The 20286-nt window shown below is 75.1% G+C and carries 17 protein-coding genes; 15 read left to right on the top strand and 2 right to left on the bottom strand.

What is annotated here, in order from left to right; genetic code table 11:
• Positions 1–3 precede the first annotated feature (3 nt).
• The 3 genes from JD79_RS03585 to JD79_RS03575 all read left to right on the top strand — a co-directional run bounded on the left by JD79_RS03585 (position 4) and on the right by JD79_RS03575 (position 6178).
• The gene (locus tag JD79_RS03585; RefSeq protein ID WP_146220377.1) at positions 4–414 is read left to right on the top strand and encodes a VOC family protein; all 411 of its coding nucleotides are present in this window, start codon (positions 4–6) and stop codon (positions 412–414) included.
• 231 nt (positions 415–645) lie between these two features.
• Entirely contained in the window at positions 646–3039 is a 2394-nt protein-coding gene (locus JD79_RS03580; protein WP_110004416.1) for an ATP-binding cassette domain-containing protein, read from the top strand.
• Between the two features lie 118 nt (positions 3040–3157).
• Entirely contained in the window at positions 3158–6178 is a 3021-nt protein-coding gene (locus JD79_RS03575; protein WP_110004415.1) for an EAL domain-containing protein, read from the top strand.
• Here JD79_RS03575 and JD79_RS03570 read toward each other — a convergent pair.
• Positions 6103–8292, bottom strand: a complete 2190-nt coding sequence (locus JD79_RS03570; RefSeq protein ID WP_110004414.1) for an MMPL family transporter — start codon at positions 8290–8292, stop codon at positions 6103–6105. The genes JD79_RS03575 and JD79_RS03570 overlap by 76 nt on opposite strands.
• Before the next feature lie 453 nt (positions 8293–8745).
• Between JD79_RS03570 and JD79_RS03565 the strand changes: the two genes are divergently transcribed.
• Both JD79_RS03565 and JD79_RS03560 read left to right on the top strand, forming a co-directional pair.
• Positions 8746–9393 (top strand): PilZ domain-containing protein, encoded by a 648-nt coding sequence (locus JD79_RS03565; protein WP_110004413.1) that lies wholly within the window; start codon positions 8746–8748, stop codon positions 9391–9393.
• A 29-nt stretch (positions 9394–9422) separates the two neighbouring features.
• A complete protein-coding gene (locus tag JD79_RS03560; RefSeq protein WP_245899627.1) occupies positions 9423–10181 on the top strand; it encodes an SAM-dependent methyltransferase in 759 nt (252 codons plus the stop codon).
• 113 nt (positions 10182–10294) lie between these two features.
• On the opposite strand, the gene JD79_RS03555 is transcribed toward JD79_RS03560, so the two are convergent.
• Positions 10295–10786 (bottom strand): inorganic diphosphatase, encoded by a 492-nt coding sequence (locus tag JD79_RS03555; protein ID WP_093577771.1) that lies wholly within the window; start codon positions 10784–10786, stop codon positions 10295–10297.
• A gap of 68 nt (positions 10787–10854) precedes the next feature.
• On the opposite strand from JD79_RS03555, the gene dacB reads away from it, so the two are divergent.
• The 10 genes from dacB (at position 10855) to JD79_RS03505 (ending at position 20276) form a co-directional block, all read left to right on the top strand.
• Positions 10855–12279 carry a D-alanyl-D-alanine carboxypeptidase/D-alanyl-D-alanine endopeptidase gene (dacB, locus tag JD79_RS03550; protein WP_110004412.1) on the top strand — a complete coding sequence of 475 codons (1425 nt, stop codon included), beginning with the start codon at positions 10855–10857 and terminating at the stop codon, positions 12277–12279.
• Between the two features lie 39 nt (positions 12280–12318).
• The gene (locus JD79_RS03545; RefSeq protein ID WP_110007388.1) at positions 12319–13404 is read left to right on the top strand and encodes a zinc-dependent metalloprotease; all 1086 of its coding nucleotides are present in this window, start codon (positions 12319–12321) and stop codon (positions 13402–13404) included.
• Positions 13405–13417: 13 nt separating this feature from the next.
• On the top strand, positions 13418–14428 hold the full coding sequence (gene tilS / locus JD79_RS03540) for a tRNA lysidine(34) synthetase TilS (RefSeq protein ID WP_110004411.1): 1011 nt from the start codon (positions 13418–13420) through the stop codon (positions 14426–14428).
• Complete coding sequence (gene hpt / locus JD79_RS03535; RefSeq protein ID WP_425454164.1) at positions 14425–15042, top strand: hypoxanthine phosphoribosyltransferase; 618 nt, start codon at positions 14425–14427, stop codon at positions 15040–15042. Before tilS ends, hpt begins: the two co-directional genes overlap by 4 nt.
• Positions 15043–15242: 200 nt before the next feature.
• On the top strand, positions 15243–17297 hold the full coding sequence (gene ftsH, locus JD79_RS03530) for an ATP-dependent zinc metalloprotease FtsH (protein WP_110004410.1): 2055 nt from the start codon (positions 15243–15245) through the stop codon (positions 17295–17297).
• Positions 17294–17911 carry a GTP cyclohydrolase I FolE gene (gene folE / locus JD79_RS03525; protein ID WP_110004409.1) on the top strand — a complete coding sequence of 206 codons (618 nt, stop codon included), beginning with the start codon at positions 17294–17296 and terminating at the stop codon, positions 17909–17911. The genes ftsH and folE overlap by 4 nt, the downstream gene beginning before the upstream one ends.
• Positions 17908–18771, top strand: a complete 864-nt coding sequence (gene folP / locus JD79_RS03520; RefSeq protein ID WP_245899625.1) for a dihydropteroate synthase — start codon at positions 17908–17910, stop codon at positions 18769–18771. Before folE ends, folP begins: the two co-directional genes overlap by 4 nt.
• Positions 18764–19243, top strand: coding sequence for a dihydroneopterin aldolase (gene folB, locus JD79_RS03515; protein ID WP_110004408.1), 480 nt, complete (start codon positions 18764–18766; stop codon positions 19241–19243). The genes folP and folB overlap by 8 nt, the downstream gene beginning before the upstream one ends.
• Entirely contained in the window at positions 19240–19743 is a 504-nt protein-coding gene (folK, locus tag JD79_RS03510) for a 2-amino-4-hydroxy-6-hydroxymethyldihydropteridine diphosphokinase (protein WP_110004407.1), read from the top strand. The genes folB and folK overlap by 4 nt, the downstream gene beginning before the upstream one ends.
• A 5-nt stretch (positions 19744–19748) precedes the next feature.
• Positions 19749–20276, top strand: a complete 528-nt coding sequence (locus tag JD79_RS03505; protein ID WP_245899623.1) for a DUF3180 domain-containing protein — start codon at positions 19749–19751, stop codon at positions 20274–20276.
• Positions 20277–20286 lie beyond the last annotated feature (10 nt).

The raw sequence follows: 20286 nt of genomic DNA, 5'->3' as shown, positions 1-20286 counted from the left end.
GCCATGGACCTCACCATCCACTACACCTTCCTCCCGCACGACGACCCCGACGCCGCCCTGGCCTTCTACCGGGACACGCTCGGCTTCGAGGTCCGCAACGACGTCGGCTACGAGGGCATGCGCTGGCTCACGGTCGGCCCCGCCGGCGGCGCCGGCACGGCGATCGTCCTGCACCCGCCGGCCGCGGACCCGGGGATCACCGACGAGGAGCGCCGGACCATCACCGAGATGATGGCGAAGGGCACCTACGCCTCCGTCGTGCTCGCCACCGGGGACCTCGACGGCGTCTTCGAGCGGCTGCAGGCCGGCGACGCCGAGGTCGTCCAGGAGCCGACCCGGCAGCCCTACGGCGTGCGCGACTGCGCCTTCCGGGACCCCGCCGGCAACATGGTCCGCATCCAGGAGCGGCCGTGACCCGGCCACGCCGTACCGCTGGTCCCGCGTCACCCCGCGCCGACCCCGGGCGTGGCGGGAGGCCGGCGGGCTCCCCGGCCGCGGGCCGGTGTGCGACGGCCGCTGGTCGGACCGACCCGCGGCCGGGTGCACCGCGTCGACCGGACGGGCGTCGCGCCGTCCCGATCGTCAGCCCGAGCGAGTAGACAGCGAACGCGCCGACGACGGCGGCGCCCACCGGACGGAGAGACGATGAGCACCGCCACGAGCACCGGCCCGCTGTCACCCGCGCAGCACGCCGCCGACGGGCACGACGTGATCCGCGTGGTCGGAGCGCGCGAGAACAACCTCAAGGACGTCAGCGTCGAGCTGCCCAAGCGCCGGCTGACGGTGTTCACCGGCGTCTCCGGGTCGGGGAAGAGCTCGCTGGTGTTCGGCACGATCGCCGCCGAGTCTCAGCGGCTGATCAACGAGACCTACAGCGCCTTCGTGCAGGGCTTCATGCCCACGCTGGCGCGGCCCGAGGTCGACCTCCTCGAGGGGCTGACGACGGCGATCATCGTCGACCAGGAGCGCATGGGCGCCAACCCGCGCTCCACCGTCGGCACCGCCACCGACGCCAACGCGATGCTCCGCATCCTGTTCAGCCGGCTCGGCGCGCCGCACATCGGTCCCCCCACCGCGTTCTCGTTCAACGTCCCGACGCGCAGGGCGAGCGGGGTGATGAGCACCGAGAAGGCGGGCGGCCGGGTCGAGAAGGCCGTCGTCCGCGACGTCGTCTACATGGGCGGGATGTGCCCGCGCTGCGAGGGCATGGGCTCGGTCTCCGACTTCGACCTGACGGCGCTCTACGACGAGAGCAGGTCGCTGGCCGAGGGCGCGCTGACCGTCCCCGGCTACAGCATGGACGGCTGGTACGGCCGGATCTTCGCCGGCGCGGGCTTCGACATGGACAAGCCCATCGGGGAGTACAGCGAGAAGGAGCTGCACGACCTCCTCTACAAGGAGCCGACGAAGATCAAGGTCGAGGGCATCAACCTGACCTACGAGGGCGTGATCCCGAAGATCCAGAAGTCGATGCTGTCCAAGGACGTCGAGGCGATGCAGCCGCACGTCCGCGCCTTCGTCGAGCGCGTGATCACCTTCCAGCCCTGTCCCGAGTGCGAGGGCACGCGGCTCAGCCCGGAGGCCAGGTCGTCGCGGATCCGGGGGAAGAACATCGCCGACCTCTGCGAGATGCAGATCAGCGACCTGGCCGAGTGGGTCCGCGCGCTCGACGAGCCGTCCGTCGCGCCGCTCCTCAGCGGGCTGCGCCACCTCCTCGACTCCTTCGCCGAGATCGGGCTGGGCTACCTCTCGCTCGACCGCCCGGCCGGCACCCTGTCGGGCGGCGAGGCGCAGCGGACCAAGATGATCCGCCACCTCGGCTCGTCGCTCACCGACGTCACCTACGTCTTCGACGAGCCGTCCATCGGGCTGCACCCGCACGACATCCAGCGGATGAACGGCCTGCTGCTGCAACTGCGGGACAAGGGCAACACCGTGCTCGTCGTCGAGCACAAGCCCGAGATGATCGCGATCGCCGACCACGTCGTCGACCTCGGTCCCGGGGCCGGCACCGGCGGCGGCCAGGTGGTGTACGAGGGCACCGTGGAGGGGCTGCGGGCCAGCGGCACCACCACCGGCCGCCACCTCGACGACCGGGCCGCGCTCAAGGACGAGGTCCGCCCGCCGACCGGCGTGCTGGAGGTCCGCGGCGCGTCGACGCACAACCTCCGGGACGTGGACGTCGACATCCCGCTCGGGGTCCTCTGCGTGGTCACGGGCGTCGCCGGCTCCGGCAAGAGCTCGCTGGTCGACGGCTCGGTCGCCGGCCGCGACGGCGTGGTGGTGGTCGACCAGGGCGCGATCCGCGGCTCGCGGCGCAGCAACCCGGCGACCTACACCGGCCTGCTCGAGCCGATCCGCAAGGCCTTCGCCAAGGCCAACGGCGTCAAGCCGGCGCTGTTCAGCTCCAACTCCGAGGGCGCCTGCCCGACCTGCAACGGCGCCGGCGTCATCTTCACCGACCTGGGCGTCATGGCGACCGTCGAGTCGCCCTGCGAGGAGTGCGAGGGCAAGCGGTTCCAGGCCTCGGTGCTGGAGTACCGGCTCGGCGGCCGGGACATCAGCGAGGTGCTCGCGATGTCGGTGGCCCACGCCGAGGCGTTCTTCGGCGCCGGCGAGGCGCGGCTGCCGGCCGCGCACACGATCCTCTCCCGCCTCGCCGACGTCGGCCTGGGCTACCTCACCCTGGGCCAGCCGCTGACGACGCTGTCCGGCGGCGAGCGGCAGCGGCTCAAGCTCGCCACGCAGATGGCCGAGAGCGGCGACGTCTACGTGCTGGACGAGCCGACCACGGGCCTGCACCTCGCCGACGTCGAGCAGCTCCTGGGCCTGCTCGACCGGCTCGTCGACTCCGGCCGGTCGGTCGTCGTCATCGAGCACCACCAGGCGGTGATGGCGCACGCGGACTGGATCGTCGACCTCGGTCCCGGCGCCGGCCACGACGGTGGCCGGGTGGTCTTCGAGGGCACTCCGGCCGACCTCGTGGCCGCCCGCTCCACCCTCACCGGCGAGCACCTGGCGGCCTACGTGCGCGCCTGACCGGTCCCCGGGCCCGCCCCTTCGAGGGGGATCGGGGCGCCGCGGCCTCGAAGGAGGAACCGGACCGGCCGATACCCGTCCTCGGTGCGCGAACCACGTCGCACCGGAGGAGGCCCCCGTGCACCACGACGCCGGAACGTCCACGCTCACCACCCGCCTGGTCCTGCGCCTGGCCGGCGAGCTCGGGAACGAGGACTGCGCCGACCGGGTGCTGGCACGGGCCGGGCTGAGCGACCGGAGGGCGGAGCTCCAGGCCCTCCACGGCCGGGTGACGTACGCGGTCAAGGCGGCGCTCCTCGACGCCGTGGCCGCCGAGCTCGCGGACCCGGGGATCGGGCTGCGCCTCGGGGAGGCCGCGCTGCGCGACCAGGCGCTCGCGCCGTTCCGCGCGGTCGTCCGGGCGCTGGGGTCGCCGGAGGCCGTGTTGCGCTCGGTGTCGCGGGTGTCCACCCGCCTGGACACCGCCACGGTCTTCCGCTGCCTCGGCGTGGGAACGGGCGCCGCCCGCGTGGGGTGGCGGGTCCTGCCGCCGAACGCCCCGAACCGGGTCGACTGCGACTACAACACCGGGATGCTCCGGCAGGTGCCCGTCGTCTTCGGCCTCCCCCCGGCGGAGGTCCGGCACGGGTCCTGCCAGGTCGACGGCGCGCCCGAGTGCGTCTACGAGGTCAGCTGGGAGCCGCGCCGCAGGGCCTCCCGCGGACGGCGGCGCGCGGCGCGGCCGGACCTGGACGCCGCACTGCTGTCCGACGAGCGGCTGGGGATCCTGCAGGACGCCGTCGGCGACCTGGCGGGCGACGCGGACCTCGAGCAGACGCTGGAGCGGATCACGTCGCGGGCGGACCGGGCGTTGCACGCTCCCGGCCACCTGCTGGACGTGCGCCTGCCGGACGGCACGCGCCACGTCCGGGCCCGGGGTCTGGGCGCGCAGGTCGCGGACCACCTCGGCGACACCCCACTGGAGCCCGGCCTGCAGCGGGTCGGCGACGCCGAGGTGCTGGCCGTCCCGGTGGCCACCGCGGACCGCACCCACGGGGTCCTCGCCGCCGTCCTGCGGCCGGGGCAGGCGTTCCTCCCCGAGGACGAGGCGATGCTGGCGGCCTTCGCCCGGCACGCTGCCGTGGGGCTGCGGACGTCGGCGCTGCTCGCCGAGGCGCGGGAACACGAGGAGACCGCCCGCCTGCTGCTCGCGGTGGCGAGGTCCCTCGCCGGCCAGCCGTCCGTGCAGCGGATCGCCCAGGCGGTCGCCGACGCCGTGCCCGTGCTGTCCTCGGCCGACCGCTCGGCGGTCGCCCTGTGGGAGTCCGGCCGCGAGTCGGTCCGGATCGCGGGGGCCAGCGGCTGGAGCGGCGAGCTGGCCGACCGCATCGCCCGCTACGTGACCGACACCTCGCAGAGCCCGGAGCTCTGCGAGATCGCCCGGCACGGCCGGCCGATGCTCGTCGACGCCTCGGGTTCCCCCTGGGCGCGCGACGTGCTGGCGGAGTTCGGTGTGCGCGCCATGGCGGGTGTCCCGATCGCCGTCGGGGAGCGGTTCGTCGGCATCGTGCTGGTCCACTGGGTGCACCAGGAGCCCCCCGCCGTGCTGGGGGAGACGCTCGTCGAGCGCCTGTGGGGTCTGGCCGGCATCGCCGGCGTGGCCCTGGAGAACACCCGGCTGGCGCACGAGGTCGAGTGGCAGGCCACGCACGACGCCCTGACCGGACTCCCGAACCGGGGGACGTTCGAGACGCGCCTCGAGGAGCTCACGGGTGCCGGCGACGACGGGGACGCCGCGTGCGCGGTGCTCCTCTGCGACGTCAGCCGGCTGACCAGGATCAACGAGAGCCTCGGCCACGAGGCCGGCGACGAGGTCCTCCGCCAGGTCGCCGACCGGCTCCGGTCGGTGCTGCGCGAGGGGGACCTGCTGGGCCGCTACGGCGGGGACCAGTTCGTCGTCGCCCTCCCCGACGTCACCGCGGCGGGTCTCCCGGCGGTCGCAGACCGGGTCTCCGCGGCCCTCGCCGCCCCGGTGACGGTGGCCGGCCGGGACGTCTTCGTCGACCTCGTGACCGGCGGTGCGGCCTCCCTCCCGACCCCGGGTGTGCCCGCGGCGGCGCGGAGCCTCGTGAGCCGGGCGGCGGAGGAGCTGCAGCTGGCCAAGGCCCGCCTGCACGGCGGTCGCTCCCCGGGCGTCGCCTCCGCGCGCGAGCTGCGGCTGGAGACCGACCTGCACGGCGCGCTGGGGCGCGGGGAGATCACCGTCCACTACCAGCCGCAGCTCGACCTGGTCACCGGGCGAGTCGCCGCCGTGGAGGCGCTGGTCCGGTGGGTGCACCCCGAGCTGGGCCCGGTGCCCCCCGACGTCTTCGTGCCGCTCGCCGAGGCCGGCGGTCTGATCGGGGACATCGGGGCGCACGTCCTCCGCGAGGCCTGCACCACGGTGGCGCGGTGGCGGCGGGAGGGAACGGACCTGGACGTGGCGGTCAACGTGTCCCCGCTGCAGCTCGCCGAGCCCGGCTTCGCCGACCTCGTCGAGGCGACCCTCCGGGAGACCGGGCTGCCGTGCCCGGCGCTGACGGTGGAGGTCACCGAGAGCCACGTGCTGTCCGAGGCCGCCGTGCGCAACGGGCACCTGGCGCGACTGCGCGGACTCGGCGTCGGTGTGTCCGTCGACGACTTCGGGACCGGGTGGTCGTCCCTGACGCAACTGCGCCGGCTGCCGGCGACCGAGGTCAAGATCGACCGCTCGTTCACGGCGGGCATGGCAGACGGTGACGGCCCCGTCGTGGCCGCTGTCATCGGCCTGGGACGCGGGCTCGGGCTGCGCGTGGTGGCCGAGGGCGTCGAGACGGTCGACCAGCTGCGCGAGCTCGCCGCACTGGGGTGCGACCGGGTCCAGGGCTACCTCCTCGGTCGCCCCGGTCCGGCCGAGGAGGTCCTCGGCCGGCTGCCGGCCGGACCGGCCCTCCCGCTCGGGATCCCGGTCCCGCGGGGAGTCCCTCCAGTGCGGCGCGGCCGGCACGACGCGGGTCGGGGGACGCCGCCGGCTCCGCCGGCGGGTCCCGGCCGAGCCGACGGGGATCAGCCGGCGTGGACCAGCGGGGACGGCCGGGGCAGCGGCGGTCCCTCGTGCTCCCCGATGCCGTACCGGGCGTAGACGCGGCGCAGGGGTCCGGGCGCCCACCAGTTGGCGTGGCCGAGCAGACGCATGGTGGCCGGCACCAGCACGGTCCGCACGATCGTCGCGTCGATGACGATGGCGATGAACATCGCGATGCCGATCATCTTGATGAGGACGACGCCGGAGAGCGAGAAGGCGCCGATCACCACGACCAGCAACAACGCCGCACTGGTGATGATCCCGCCGGTCCGCTGCAGGCCCGTCGCCACGGCCCCGCTGTTGTCGCCGGTGAGGTCGTACTGCTCGCGGATCCGGGACATGAGGAAGACCTCGTAGTCCATGGACAGCCCGAAGACGATGGCCAGCACCAGGATCGGCGAGGTCGCCTCGACGAAGCCGGTCGGGGTGAAGTCCAGGACCCCTGACAGGTGCCCGTCCTGGAAGATCCACACCAGGGCACCGAACGAGGCGCCCAGGGAGAGCACGTTCATCACCATGGCCTTCACCGGGACCACGACCGAGCCGAAGGCCAGGAACAGCAGGAGGAAGAGCGTGGCGGCCACGAGCAGGGCCATCCACGGCAGCAGCGAGCCGAGGCTGTCGAGCAGGTCGGCGTAGAGCGCGCTGGGGCCGCCGACCAGGACCTCGGTCCCGTCGGGTGCAGCGATGCCGCGGACAGCGCTCACCAGGTCGCGGCCCTCCGGGCCCACCGCGCCGACGTCCGAGGCGATGGCGACCCGTGCCGTGCTCCCGGCTGCCTCGGTGACCGAGGCGCCGTCCACGCCCGGAACGGCGTCCACCGCCGCGACGTACGACTCCAGTGCCGCGCCGCCCTCCGGCGAGTCGGCGGCGCCCGGCAGGACGACGATCGCCTCGACCGGGCCGGCCGGGCTCGGCGGGAAGTCGCTCGCGACGGTCTCCGCGACCACGCGGCTCTCCGCTCCCTCGGGCATGGCGCGCACGTCGATGCCCCCGAACTCCGCCCGGGTGAACGGCAGGGCCAGGACCACCAGGAACGCCGTCACCGCGACTCCGTGGAGGACCGGACGGCGCATCACGGCACGGGCCATCCGGTACCAGGTCCCGTGGGGGTCGACGGCCAGGTGGGCCGGCTGCCTGCGCCGGCGGCGGATCGCCCGCCGGATCGACAGGGCGTCCACCCGGGGCCCGAGCACGGCGAGCAGGGCCGGCAGCAGGGTCAGCGCGGCCAGCATCGCGACGAGCACGGCGCTCATGCCGCCGAAGCCCATCGACCGCAGGAACACCTGCGGGAAGATCAGCAGGCCGGCCAGGGACACCGCCACCGTGACGCCGGAGACGGCGACCGTGCGTCCGGCCGTGGCCAGGGTCCGGGCCAGGGCGTCCTCGATGCTCGGCTGCCTGCGGACCTCCTCGCGGAAACGGCTGACCACGAACAGTCCGTAGTCGATGGCCAGGCCGAGGCCCAGGACGGTCACCACGTTGACCGCGAAGATCGAGACGTCGGTGACCAGGGCGAACGCGCGCAGGGCCGCGAACGAGCCGAGGATCGCCGTCACGCCGATGACCAGGGGCAGGCAGGCGGCCGCCAGGCTGCCGAAGACCACCAGGAGGAGCACGGCCAGGACGGGCAGCGAGATGGTCTCCGCCAGCGCGATGTCCTCGCTGACCAGCAGGTTCATGTCCCGGTTGAGGGTCACGTCCCCGCCCAGCCGCGTGGTCAGGCCGGGGGCGGCCAGGTCGTCCTCGATGGCGTCGAGGACGTCCTCTCGCTCGTCCTCGTCGCCGCGCAGGGTGAGCACGGCGTAGGTGCTGCGTCGGTCCTCGCTGACCAGCGACGGGTCCCCGGTGCCGAAGAAGGACACGACCCGGAGCACGCCGTCGGGCAGGACGTCGAGGGTGGAGGTGACCGCCTCGGCATACCCGGGGTCGTCGACGGTGCGGTCCTCGCTGGAGTACAGGACGACGACGTCCGCCGCGCTGCGGCCCAGCTCCCGCTCGGCCACCGCGGCGGCCCGCGAGCTCTCGCTGCCGGGGTCGTCGAACCCACCCCCGGTCATCTGCCCGAAGACGCCCGTGCCCCAGATCCCGGCGAAGACCACGAGCGCCAGGGAGAGCGCCAGCACCCACCGACGTCTGCGGTACACCAGCCGGCCGAGTCGCTCGAACATCGCCCCTCCCCGTGACACCGGTCGGCGCGGGCTGCGGCGTCGGCCTGGGGGCGACCTCGGCACGGGCACCGCGGGCTGTCAACCACTCCGGGTGCCGGACCGGGGCCGGCTCGCGCGTCGGCGCGCGATCGGCGTCGGGTGGTCGCTGCGCGGAGTCGCTCCAGCCGATGGGGACGGCGGCGGTGACCGGACCGGCGTGGCGGGCCGACGGCGGGTCGGCACGGCCGCCGCCGGTGTCGCCGGGCGCGCCTGCCGTCGACACCCCCCCGACGAGGGAACGAGCCGTGCCCCCGACTGGAGTCCGTGCCGTTCCTGCCGATGTATGTCGGTGCCGTGACCGGAGGGCCCGCCGTGGTGGCCGGCCCCGTCCGGCGACGCGCCGGGCGGACTTCTGCCACAGGGCGGGTCAGGCCACGCCGGCCAGGTGTGACCAGGTGAGCGAGGAGGGCGACCATGGGGACGCCGGGAGTCGACTATCCCGAGGACCGGAGCGTGCTCGACGTCAAGGCGGTCAGCCGGGACGACGTGCTGACCAGCTTCGTCGAGGAGGCCACCGGCGGGGAGCTGGTGGTGAGCGTCGGGGAGGACTCCTCGCGCCGCCGTGTCCGCCTCGACGTGGGCGAGCGCATGGAGCTCATCTGGCGGGGCCCCGAGGAACTGCGCTCCCTGCCGGTCGAGCTCGTCGAGGTCCGCACCGGGGAGTCGCCGAGCTGGCGGCTCCGGGTCGTGGGCCCCGCCTCGCGCGGCCAGCGGCGGTCCGCGGTCCGCACGCCCCTGTCGGTCTCCGTCGAGCTGGGCGCCGGCGACGCGCTCCTGTCCGGGGCCAGCGTCGACCTCAGCGAGGGGGGCATGCGCTGCATCCTCGGTGGCCGACAGGAGGCGGCAGCGGCCCTGGAGGTCGGCTCGGTGCTCCCGGTGACCGTGGACCTCGACGGGACCAGGGTGTCGGCCAAGGCGGAGATCGTGCGGCGCCACCCCCGTGAGGACGACCGTGCGGAGCTGTCCCTGCGCTTCGTCGGCCTGGGCGAGAAGCGGGAGGACCTCATCCGCCGGCGGGTGTTCGCCGAGCTGCGCGACCTGCGCTCGCGCGGACTCATCTGAGCGGCGGGCCGCTGCGCCAGACTGCGCGGGTGGACAGCACCCTGGACAGGGCGGTGGTCAGCGCGGTCGCGCACCGCTGGCACCCCGTCGCCGCCCCGGTCTCCGACGACGCGCTCGCCCGGCTCCTCGAGCGGCTGGCCCCACCCCCGCGCGGCCGGGTGCTCGACCTCGGCTGCGGCGCGGGCGCCTGGCTGCTCCGGCTGCTGGCCGCGCAGCCGGGCCTGGTCGGCGTCGGGGTGGACACCTCCGCCCCCGCCCTGGACGCCGCACGGGACCGGGCCGCGATGGGTGGGCTCCGGGGGCGCGTCGAGTTCGTGCAGGCCGACGCCGCGACCTGGGAGGGCGGCCCCTTCGACGCCGTCGTCTGCATCGGTGTCACCCACGTCTTCGGCGGCCCGGCCGGGACCCTCGACGCCGTCCGCCGCTCCCTGCGCCCCGGCGGCCGGGTCCTCCTCGGCGACGGCTTCTGGGAGTCCGGTCCCAGCGACGCGGCGCTGGCCGGTCTCGGCGCCGAGCCCGGCGAGCTGCCCGACCTGCCCGGGCTGCTGGCCGAGGTGCAGCGCTGCGGCTTCGAGCCCGGCTACGCGCACCTGTCCACGCTCGCCGAGTGGGACGAGTACGAGTGGTGCTGGACCGGTGCGCTGACGGAGTGGGCGCTGACCGAGGCCGACGGAGCCGAGCGCGCCGCCGCCCTGGACGCCGCCCGCACCCACCGGCGCCAGTGGCTGGAGGGCTACCGGGGCGAACTGGGGTTCCTCACGGCGGTCCTGCACGACACGCGCGGCTGAGCCGACCGTGCCCGGGACGACCGTGCCCGGGACGACGACGGCGGTGCGCCCCGGGTGGGGTGCACCGCCGTCGGTCGTCCGTCGTGCGCTCGGAGGGCCGGGGGAGGGGGCCGTCAGTGGCCGCCGGCCTCCTGGGCCCGCTTGATGGAGGCCTCGATCTCGGCCTGCGCCTCGGCGCGGCCGACCCAGTTGGCGCCCTCGACCGACTTGCCCGGCTCGAGGTCCTTGTAGGTCTCGAAGAAGTGCTGGATCTCCAGCCGGTCGAACTCCGAGACGTCGGTGATGTCCTGGAGGTGGGCCATCCGGGGGTCGGTGGCCGGGACGGTGAGGACCTTGTCGTCGCCACCCGCCTCGTCGGTCATCCGGAACATGCCGATGGCCCGGCAGGTGATCAGGCACCCGGGGAAGGTCGGCTCCTCGAGGAGCACCAGGGCGTCGAGCGGGTCACCGTCCTGACCGAGGGTGTTCTCGATGTACCCGTAGTCGGCCGGGTACCGGGTCGAGGTGAACAGCATCCGGTCGAGCCGGATGCGCCCGGTGGCGTGGTCCAGCTCGTACTTGTTCCGCTGGCCCTTGGGGATCTCTACCGTCACGTCGAACTGCACGGCACGTAGTGTGGCCCACCGGTATCAGGCCCACCGGTGCAGGTCCGCCCGGGGGTCTCTTCCTGGGGGTGGGCACCATCGAGCCGAGCGGGTCGACGACCGTCACGCCGAGCTACCGCCGGCTGCGCCGGCGCGTCCTGGTCGGCGTGCTGGCCCTCCTCGTGGTGGCCGTCCTGGTCGCCGGCGGGTTGCTGTTCCTCGGCCGCGGCGACGCCGGCGCGGGCGGTACCGCGGCCGGGCCCACCGCCGCGCTCCCCGACGTCGGCGAGCCCGCGCCCGTGCTCGCCGCGCTGTCCTCCGAGGCCCCCGCGCCCGACCCCGCCGCGCTCTCGGCCGTGCTCGGCCCGCTGCTGGCGGCGCCCGCGCTGGCCGGCGGCCTGGGCGCCGAGGTGGTCGACGTCGCGACGGGGGAGACCCTGTTCGACGAGGACGCCGACGAGCCCGTGACGCCGGCCTCGACGGCCAAGCTGCTCACCGCCGTCGCCGCGCTCACCACCCTCGACCCCGACGACACGCTGGAGACGACGGTCGTCGCCGGGGCCGCGCCGGACGAGGTCGTGCTGGTCGGCGGCGGGGACCCGACCCTCTCGACCACCGGCCCGTCGCTCACCTATCCGGGCGCGGCGACCGTGGCCGACCTCGCCGCGCAGGTGCGGGCCGCGCTCCCGCCGGGCACGACCGTCGCCCGGGTCGTCGTCGACACCTCGCTGTTCGAGGGGCCGCTGACCGCGGAGGGCTGGGGCCCCGAGGACGCGCCGTCGAGCTACGCCGCGCCCGTCACCGCCGCCGCGGTGGACGGCGCCCGGGTGACCCCCGGGGAGAACCCCCGCAGCGGGACGCCGGGCACCGACGCCGGGCGGGCGCTGGCCGACGCGCTCGACGTCCCCGGGGCGACCGTCGAGCTGGGCGAGGCCCCCGACGGTGCCACGACGCTGGGCAGCGTCCGCTCGGCGCCGGTCGCGCGGCTGGTCGAGCAGGCGCTGTCGCAGTCGGACAACCTGCTGGCCGACTCGCTGGCCCGCCACGTGGCCCTCGCCCGCGGCCTGCCGGCCACCTTCGACGGGTCCGCGCAGGCGGTCACCGACGCGCTCGCCGACGCCGGCATCGACACCTCCGAGGTCGACCTGCACGACGGCAGCGGGCTGTCCCGGCTGGACCTCGTGACCCCCGCCGTCCTGGCCGACGTGCTCGCCGGTGCCGCCGACGGCTCCCTGGCCGGCACCTCGGCGGTGGTCTCGGGCCTGGCCGTGGCCGGCTACGACGGCACGCTCGCCGACCGCGGCGACGCCGACCCCGCCACGGCTCCCGGCTCCGTCCGCGGGAAGACCGGGACCCTGCTCGGCGTGCACGCCCTGGCCGGGACCGTGGTCACCGCCGACGGGCGGCTGCTCGCCTACGCGCTGGTGGCCAACGGCACCACCGGTGGCGGCGGGCCCGAGGAGGCCGCGCTGGACGCCGTGGCGGCCGCGCTGGCCTCCTGCGGGTGCTCGTGACCGGGGGTGGCGCACCGGTCGCCCGCGTACCGTGAGGCGATGAGCAGCAGCGCACTCGTCGACTGGGGGCTCGCCGGGCGGACCGCCCGCCGGCTGGCCGGGCCCGGGCCCGCGACCACGCGGGAGGAGGCCGCCGCCGTCGTCCGCGAGCTGCACGAGGCCGCCGCGGCCGCCGTCACCCACGTCGAGGGCCTGACCGGGCTGCACCCGGTCGAGGGCGGTCCGGTCCCCGAGGTCGCCGTCGTCGACCGGCCCGGCTGGATCGACGCCAACACCACCGGCATGGCCGCGCTGCTCGACCCGCTGGCCGGGGCGCTCCTCGAGCGGTCGGAGAACCCGCCCGGCCCGCTGGCCACCGCCATCGGCTCGCGCGCTACGGGCGTGCAGGCCGGCGGGCTGCTGGCCTTCCTGTCCTCCCGGGTGCTCGGCCAGTACGAGGTGTTCGGCACCGGCGGCCGGCTGCTCCTCGTCGCCCCGAACATCGTGGACGCCGAGCGGCGCATGGGCGTCGACCCGACCGACTTCCGCATGTGGGTCTGCCTGCACGAGGTCACCCACCAGCTGCAGTTCACCGCCTTCCCGTGGCTGCGCGACCACCTCGAGGCCCAGATCTCCGAGTTCGTGGAGGCCACCGACCTCAGCCCCGACGCGCTGCGCGACCGCATGTCCGACCTGGTCCGCGGCCTGGCCGACGCGGTGCGCGGCAGCGACGACGACGGCGGGTCGGCCGGCCTCATGGCGCTGGTCCGCGACCCCGAGCAGCGCGCCGTCCTCGACCGGGTCACCGCCGTGATGAGCCTGGTCGAGGGGCACGCCGAGTACGTGATGGACGGCGTGGGCCCCGACGTCGTCCCCTCGGTGCGCACCCTGCGCAAGCGCTTCGCCCAGCGGCGCAAGGGCCGCAGCCCGATCGACCGCGTGCTGCGGCGGCTGCTCGGCCTGGAGCAGAAGATGAAGCAGTACGCCGACGGGCGGACCTTCGTCGGCGGCGTCGTCGACCTGGTCGGCATGGACGGGTTCAACCGCGTGTGGGCCGGGCCCGAGAACCTGCCGCTGGTCGAGGAGCTCACCCAGCCGGCCCGCTGGGTCGAGCGGGTGCACGGCCGCCCGGCCGTTCCCGCCTGACGCCCCGGCTGCGGTGAGCGGCCCGCCGCCGGCCGTCGCGGCCGTCCGCAGCGCCGTCCGGCCGGGCCTGCGGACCTCCGCGCAGCCGGTCCTGGTCGCCGTCAGCGGGGGAGCGGACTCCCTCGCGCTGGCCGCCGCCGTCGCCTTCGAGGCACCCCGCGCCGGGGTGCCGGCCGGGGCGGTGACCGTCGACCACGGCCTGCAGCCGGGCTCGGCGCAGCGGGCGCGCGACACCGCAGGTCTGCTGCGCGGCCTGGGCCTGGACCCGGTGCTCGTCGTCCCCGTCGACGTCGGCACCGCGGGCGGCCCGGAGGCCGCCGCCCGCACCGCCCGGTACGCCGCGCTGACCCGGTGCGCCGGCGACTCCGGGGCGCGCGTCGCCCTCGGTCACACCCTCGACGACCAGGCCGAGACGGTGCTCCTCGGCCTCGGCCGCGGGTCCGGTCCGCGGTCGGTGGCCGGGATGGTGGCCGAGCGCCCGCCGTTCTGGCGACCGCTGCTCGGCCTGCGGCGGGCGACCGCGCGCGCCGCCTGCGCCGAGTCGGGCCTGCCGGTGTGGGACGACCCGTGGAACACCGACCCGGCCTACCGCCGGGCCCGGCTGCGCGCCGAGGTGCTGCCCCTGCTCGAGGACGTCCTCGGCGGCGGCGTCGCGCCGGCCCTGGCCCGGACGGCGGACCTGCTGCGCGAGGACCTCGAGGTCCTCGACGCCCTGGCCGGGGAGCACCTCGCACGGGTGGCGGGCCCGGAAGGCCTGCCGACCGCGGAGGTGGCCGGTCTGCCGGCCGCGCTGCGCCGGCGGGTGCTGCGCGGGTGGCTGCGGGGTGCGGGTGTGGGCGACCTGCAGGCGGTGCACCTGCGGGCGGTCGACGCGCTGCTGACCGCGTGGCGCGGGCAGGGGCCGGTCGCCCTGCCGGACGGTGCGGAGGCGCTCCGGGCGTCTGGCAGGCTGGTGCTGCGGCCCGCCGGCTCCCCGGGCGGGAGGGCCGGAGTCGCCCCCGACCCGGAGGAGCAGCACCCGTGAGCGAGACCGCGTCGACCGCTGCGGAGTCGACCACTGCGGAGTCGACCACTGCGGAGCTGGGGCCCGACCACGGCTACGGCCCCGACATCGACCACGTGCTGCTGTCCGAGCAGCAGATCCAGGGCAGGATCACCGAGCTCGCCGACCGGATCGCGCGCGACTACGAGGGCCGCGAGGTCCTGCTCGTCGGCGTCCTCAAGGGCGCGGTGCTGTTCATGAGCGACTTCGCCCGTGCGCTGCGGCTGCCCACTCAGATGGAGTTCATGGCCGTCTCCTCCTACGGCAGCTCCACGAGCTCCTCGGGGGTCGTGCGCATCCTCAAGGACCTCGACCGCGACATCTCCGGCATGGACGTGCTGGTCCTCGAGGACATCATCGACTCGGGCCTGACGCTGTCCTGGCTGCTGAAGAACCTCGGCAGCCGGCGCCCGGCCTCGCTGGAGGTCTGCGCCCTGCTGCGCAAGCCCGACGCGATCAAGGTCGAGGTCCCGGTGCGCTACGTCGGCTTCGACATCCCCAACGAGTTCGTCGTCGGGTACGGCCTCGACTACGCCGAGCGCTACCGCGACCTGCCCTACATCGGCACGCTCAAGCCGCAGGTCTACTCGGCGTAGCGGGGTCCTCCGGAGGGGGGAGCGCACGGCCTCCGGGCAGCGCGATCACAGGGGACGCACAGCCTCCCCGGTGTACCGTCGAGCGCAACGACGCTGGACCGAGCGCCAGGGTGCCCGCCCGGGTCGCGCGGAGCGTCACCCGGACGATCAGGAGGGTGGACGGGCCAGGCCGGGGACCTCCGGCCGCCCGGCATCGGTGTATGGAACGCAAGAAGATCTTCCGCTCCGTGTGGTTCTGGGTCGTCCTCGTCGTCCTGGTGGCCCTCGGTCTGTCCTCCTTCCTCGGTGGCGGCTCCAGCTACGAGCAGGTCAAGACGTCGGTCGCCCTGCAGCAGATCCAGAGCGGCAACGTCGAGTCGGTCACGATCAACGACAAGGAACAGACGCTCGACCTCGACCTGCGCACCGCCGTCGAGGGCAACGACAAGATCACCGCGTCGTACCCGATCGGGGCCTCCGACGACGTCTTCTCCCTGGTCTCCGGGATCGACGGCGACGGGCAGACGACCGGTGAGGGCGTCGACTTCACGACGAACGTCACGCAGGACAACGTCTTCGTCAGCGTCCTGATCAGCTTCCTGCCGTTCCTGATCCTCCTGCTGCTGCTGTTCTGGCTGTTCAACTCCATGCAGGGCGGCGGCCGCGGCGTCATGGCCTTCGGCAAGTCCAAGGCCAAGCAGATCACCAAGGACACCCCGAAGACGACGTTCGCCGACGTCGCCGGGGCCGACGAGGCCATCGAGGAACTGCAGGAGATCAAGGACTTCCTGGCCAACCCGGTCAAGTTCCAGGCCGTGGGCGCCAAGATCCCCAAGGGCGTGCTGCTGTTCGGCCCGCCCGGCACCGGCAAGACCCTGCTCGCCCGCGCGGTGGCCGGCGAGGCCGGCGTGCCGTTCTTCTCCATCTCCGGCTCGGACTTCGTCGAGATGTTCGTCGGCGTCGGCGCGAGCCGGGTGCGCGACCTGTTCGAGCAGGCCAAGACGAACGCCCCGGCGATCATCTTCGTCGACGAGATCGACGCCGTCGGCCGGCACCGCGGTGCCGGCATGGGCGGCGGTCACGACGAGCGCGAGCAGACGCTCAACCAGATGCTCGTCGAGATGGACGGCTTCGACGTCAAGGGCGGCGTCATCATGATCGCCGCCACCAACCGGCCGGACATCCTCGACCCCGCGCTGCTGCGCCCGGGCCGCTTCGATCGGCAGATCGCCGTCGACCGGCCCGACCTCGAGGGCCGCAAGCAGATCCTCCAGGTGCACGCCAAGGGCAAGCCGCTCGCTCCCGACGTCGACCTCGAGACCGTCGCCCGCCGCACCCCCGGCTTCACCGGGGCGGACCTGGCGAACGTGCTCAACGAGGGCGCGCTGCTCACCGCCCGCCACGGCGGCTCGGTCATCACCGACGAGACGCTCGAGGAGGCGATCGACCGCGTCATCGCCGGTCCCGAGCGCAAGACGCGGGCGATGAGCGAGAAGGAGAAGAAGGTCACCGCCTACCACGAGGGCGGCCACGCCCTGGTGGCGCACGCGCTGCCCAACCTGGACCCCGTGCACAAGGTGACGATCCTGCCGCGCGGCCGCTCGCTCGGGCACACGCTCGTCCTGCCGACCGAGGACAAGTACACCCAGACCCGCTCGGAGATGATCGACACCCTGGCCTACGCCCTCGGCGGGCGGGCGGCCGAGGAGCTGGTCTTCCACGAGCCGACCACGGGCGCCGGCAACGACATCGAGAAGGCCACCTCGATGGCCCGCGCGATGGTCACCCAGTACGGCATGAGCGCCAAGCTGGGCGCGGTGAAGTACGGCAGCACCGACTCCGAGCCGTTCCTCGGCCGGGACATGGGCTCGCGGCCGGACTACTCCGAGGCCGTCGCCGCCGACATCGACGCCGAGGTCCGCGCGCTCATCGAGGCCGCGCACGACGAGGCGTGGGAGATCCTGGTGGAGTACCGCGCGGTGCTCGACCAGCTCGTGCTCGAGCTCATGGAGCGGGAGACGCTGTCCCGCGAGGACATGGCACGCATCTGCGCGCCGGTCACCAAGCGGCCGGCGCTGGCGCCCTACAACGGCTTCGGCAAGCGGACGCCGTCGGACCAGCCGCCGGTGCTCACGCCCGCCGAGCTGGCCGCGCAGTCCCACGGCAACGGGCACGGTGCGACCGCCGTCGGCCCGCACGGTGCCGGGAACGGCAACGGCCTGGTCAAGGGCGGCACCAACCCGGTCGGTGACGTCGGCGCCCCTGCCCAGCGGTGACCGACCTCGCGCACGAACCGGAGGACGAGGTCCGCGCGGATCCCGCGCACGTCGACACCGCGCGGGCCGCGGCCGCCGTCCGGGAGCTGCTGCTGGCGGTGGGGGAGGACCCGGACCGGCCCGGGCTGCGGGACACCCCCGCCCGGGTCGCCCGCGCCTACGCCGAGACCTTCGCCGGCCTCTGGCAGGACCCGGCCGAGGTGCTCGCGACGGTCTTCGACGAGGACCACGACGAGATGGTCCTGGTCAGGGACATCCCGATGTACTCGACCTGCGAGCACCACCTGGTGCCCTTCCACGGGGCGGCGCACGTCGGCTACATCCCCGGTGACGACGGCCGGGTCACCGGGCTGTCCAAGCTCGCCCGCCTGGTCGACGTCTACGCGCGCCGGCCGCAGGTGCAGGAGCGGATGACCCGGCAGATCGCCGACGCCCTCGACCAGCACCTCAAGCCGCGCGGCGTCATCGTCGTCATCGAGGCCGAGCACCTGTGCATGGGCATGCGCGGCATCCGCAAGCCCGGGTCGACGACGGTCACCTCCGCCGTGCGCGGCATGTTCCGCGACAACCCCGCCACCCGCGCCGAGGCGATGAGCCTCGTCCTGGGCCGGTGAGCGGGCGCCGCGCCGCGCTGCTGCACCCGGGCCGGTGCGTGGTCATGGGCGTCCTCAACGTCACGCCCGACTCCTTCTCCGACGGCGGCTGCTTCGCCGATCCGGCGTCGGCGGTCGCGCACGGGCTGGCGATGGCCGCGGCGGGCGCCGACTACGTCGACGTCGGCGGTGAGTCCACCCGTCCCGGTGCCGACCGCGTCGACGCCGCCGAGGAACGCCGCCGCGTCGTCCCCGTCGTCCGCGAGCTGACCGCCGCCGGCGTCCGCGTCAGCGTCGACACCACCCGCACCGAGGTCGCCGAGGCGGCGCTGGGGGCCGGCGCGGTGCTCGTCAACGACATCAGCGGCGGCCTGGCCGACGACGGGATGGCCGCGCTGGTCGCCGACGCCGGGGTCCCCTGGGTGCTCATGCACTGGCGCGGCCACAGCCGGGAGATGTACGCGCAGGCCGACTACGGCGACGTCGTCACCGAGGTCTGCACGGAGCTCTCGGCCCGGGTCGACGCCGCGCTGTCGGCCGGGGTGGACGCCGCCCAGCTCGTGCTCGACCCCGGCCTCGGCTTCGCCAAGCAGGCGGCGCACAACTGGGCGCTGCTGGCCGCGCTGCCCCGCGTGGTCTCCCTGGGCCTGCCGGTGCTGGTCGGCTCCTCCCGCAAGTCCTTCCTCGGCCGCCTGCTCGCCGGTCCCGACGGCGCGCTGCGCCCGGCCGAGGAGCGGGACGCCGCCACCCTGGCCACCACCGTCCTGGCCGCGGAGGCCGGCGCCTGGGGCGTGCGGGTGCACGACGCCGCAGGCTCGGCCGACGCCGTCCGCACCGTCGCCGCCGTCCAGCGCGCCCGCGAGGAGGCCCGTCGTGACTAGCACCCCCCCGCCCCACCACCCCGGCCGCACGCCTCCCGACCGGATCGCCGTCCGCGGCCTGACCGCGCACGCCCACCACGGCGTCCACGGCTTCGAGCGGGAGACCGGGCAGACCTTCTCCGTCGACGCCGTCCTGGAGCTCGACACCGGTCCCGCCGCGGCCGGGGACGACCTGGCGAGGACGGTGGACTACGCCGAGCTGGCGCAGCGGCTGCACGCCGTCCTCACCGGGGAGCCGGTCGACCTGCTCGAGACGCTGTGCCAGCGGCTGGCCGACGTCTGCCTGGCCGACCCGCTGGTGCAGGCCACCGAGATCACCGTGCACAAGCCGCAGGCCGACCTCGGCGTCCCCTTCGACGACGTCACCGTCACCATCCGGCGGCAGAAGGACCCCCTCCCCCTCCCCCCTCGCAAGCTCGGGGGAGCCTCCGGAGAGGGCCGGGGGACGGAACTCGGAGAAGGCTCTCGATGACCCGCGCGGTGCTGTCCCTGGGCGCCAACCTCGGCGACCGCGCCCGCGCGCTGCGCACCGCCATCGAGGCGCTCGTGGCCGACGGCCTGGTCGCCCGGTCCACGCTCTACGAGACGCCGCCGTGGGGCCCGGTCGAGCAGCCGCCCTACCTCAACGCGGTGGCGTTCGTCCGCGGCGACCGCGACGCCGCCGGCTGGCTGGCCCGCGCGCACGAGCTCGAGCAGGCCGCCGGCCGCACCCGGGAGGTCCGGTGGGGGGCGCGCACCCTCGACGTCGACGTGGTCACCGTGACCGCCGACGACGGGACGCCGGTGGTCTCCGACGACCCGGCCCTCACCCTGCCGCACCCCCGCGCGCACGAGCGGGCGTTCGTGCTGGTGCCGTGGCTGTCGCTGGACCCCACCGCCGTGCTGCCCGGGCACGGGAGGGTGGCCGACCTGGTCGCCGCGCTGCCGCCCGAGGACGTCGAGGCGGTCGTCCGCTGGGAGCACCTGCAGTGAGGCCGGTGAGCCGCCGCGACCTGGTGATCGTGGCCGCCGGGCTGGCGCTGGCCGCCTGGCTGCTGGTCCGCGCCACCTACGGCAGCCTGCCGCCGCTGCGCTGGTGGCTGCCGGTCCCGCTGGCCGTGCTGGCCGTCGCCGAGGCGCTCGGTGCCCGCACGCTGCGCGCCCGCCTGGCCGCCCAGCGCGCCGCCCGGCGCTCGGCCCGCGGCGGGGAGACCGCCCGGACCGCCGATCCGGCCGCGCCGCTGGTGCGCCCGGTCGAGCCGATGCTGGTGGCCCGGCTGGCCGTCCTCGCCCAGGCCAGCGCCTTCGTGGGCGCGGCCTTCGTGGGGATCTGGGCCGGGGTCCTGCTGCACGTCGGTCCGGCGGTGTCCCGGCTGCAGGCGGCCGGCAGCGACACGGTCACCGCCGTCGTCGGCGTGCTGTGCTCCGCGGCGCTCGCCGCGGCCGCGCTGTGGCTGGAGTCGATGTGCCGGGTGCCGCCGGAGGAGCGCGACGAGCGGCGTCCGGGGGACGGCGTCCGGGCCTAGGGAAGGGCCC

Source organism: Geodermatophilus normandii (assembly GCF_003182485.1).
Classification (GTDB): Bacteria; Actinomycetota; Actinomycetes; order Mycobacteriales; family Geodermatophilaceae; genus Geodermatophilus; species Geodermatophilus normandii.
The sequence above is the reverse complement of the archived record's forward strand: the minus strand, read 5'-3'. Positions and strand labels throughout refer to the sequence as shown.

What these genes read in the sequence shown, in the direction of transcription:
- JD79_RS03585 (WP_146220377.1), top strand. Translation starts at nt 4, where the DNA reads ATGGACCTCACCATCCACTACACCTTCCTCCCGCACGACGACCCCGAC.
- JD79_RS03580 (WP_110004416.1), top strand. Translation starts at nt 646, where the DNA reads ATGAGCACCGCCACGAGCACCGGCCCGCTGTCACCCGCGCAGCACGCC.
- JD79_RS03570 (WP_110004414.1), bottom strand. Translation starts at nt 8,292, where the DNA reads ATGTTCGAGCGACTCGGCCGGCTGGTGTACCGCAGACGTCGGTGGGTG.
- JD79_RS03565 (WP_110004413.1), top strand. Translation starts at nt 8,746, where the DNA reads ATGGGGACGCCGGGAGTCGACTATCCCGAGGACCGGAGCGTGCTCGAC.
- JD79_RS03545 (WP_110007388.1), top strand. Translation starts at nt 12,319, where the DNA reads ATGAGCAGCAGCGCACTCGTCGACTGGGGGCTCGCCGGGCGGACCGCC.
- ftsH (WP_110004410.1), top strand. Translation starts at nt 15,243, where the DNA reads ATGGAACGCAAGAAGATCTTCCGCTCCGTGTGGTTCTGGGTCGTCCTC.
- folK (WP_110004407.1), top strand. Translation starts at nt 19,240, where the DNA reads ATGACCCGCGCGGTGCTGTCCCTGGGCGCCAACCTCGGCGACCGCGCC.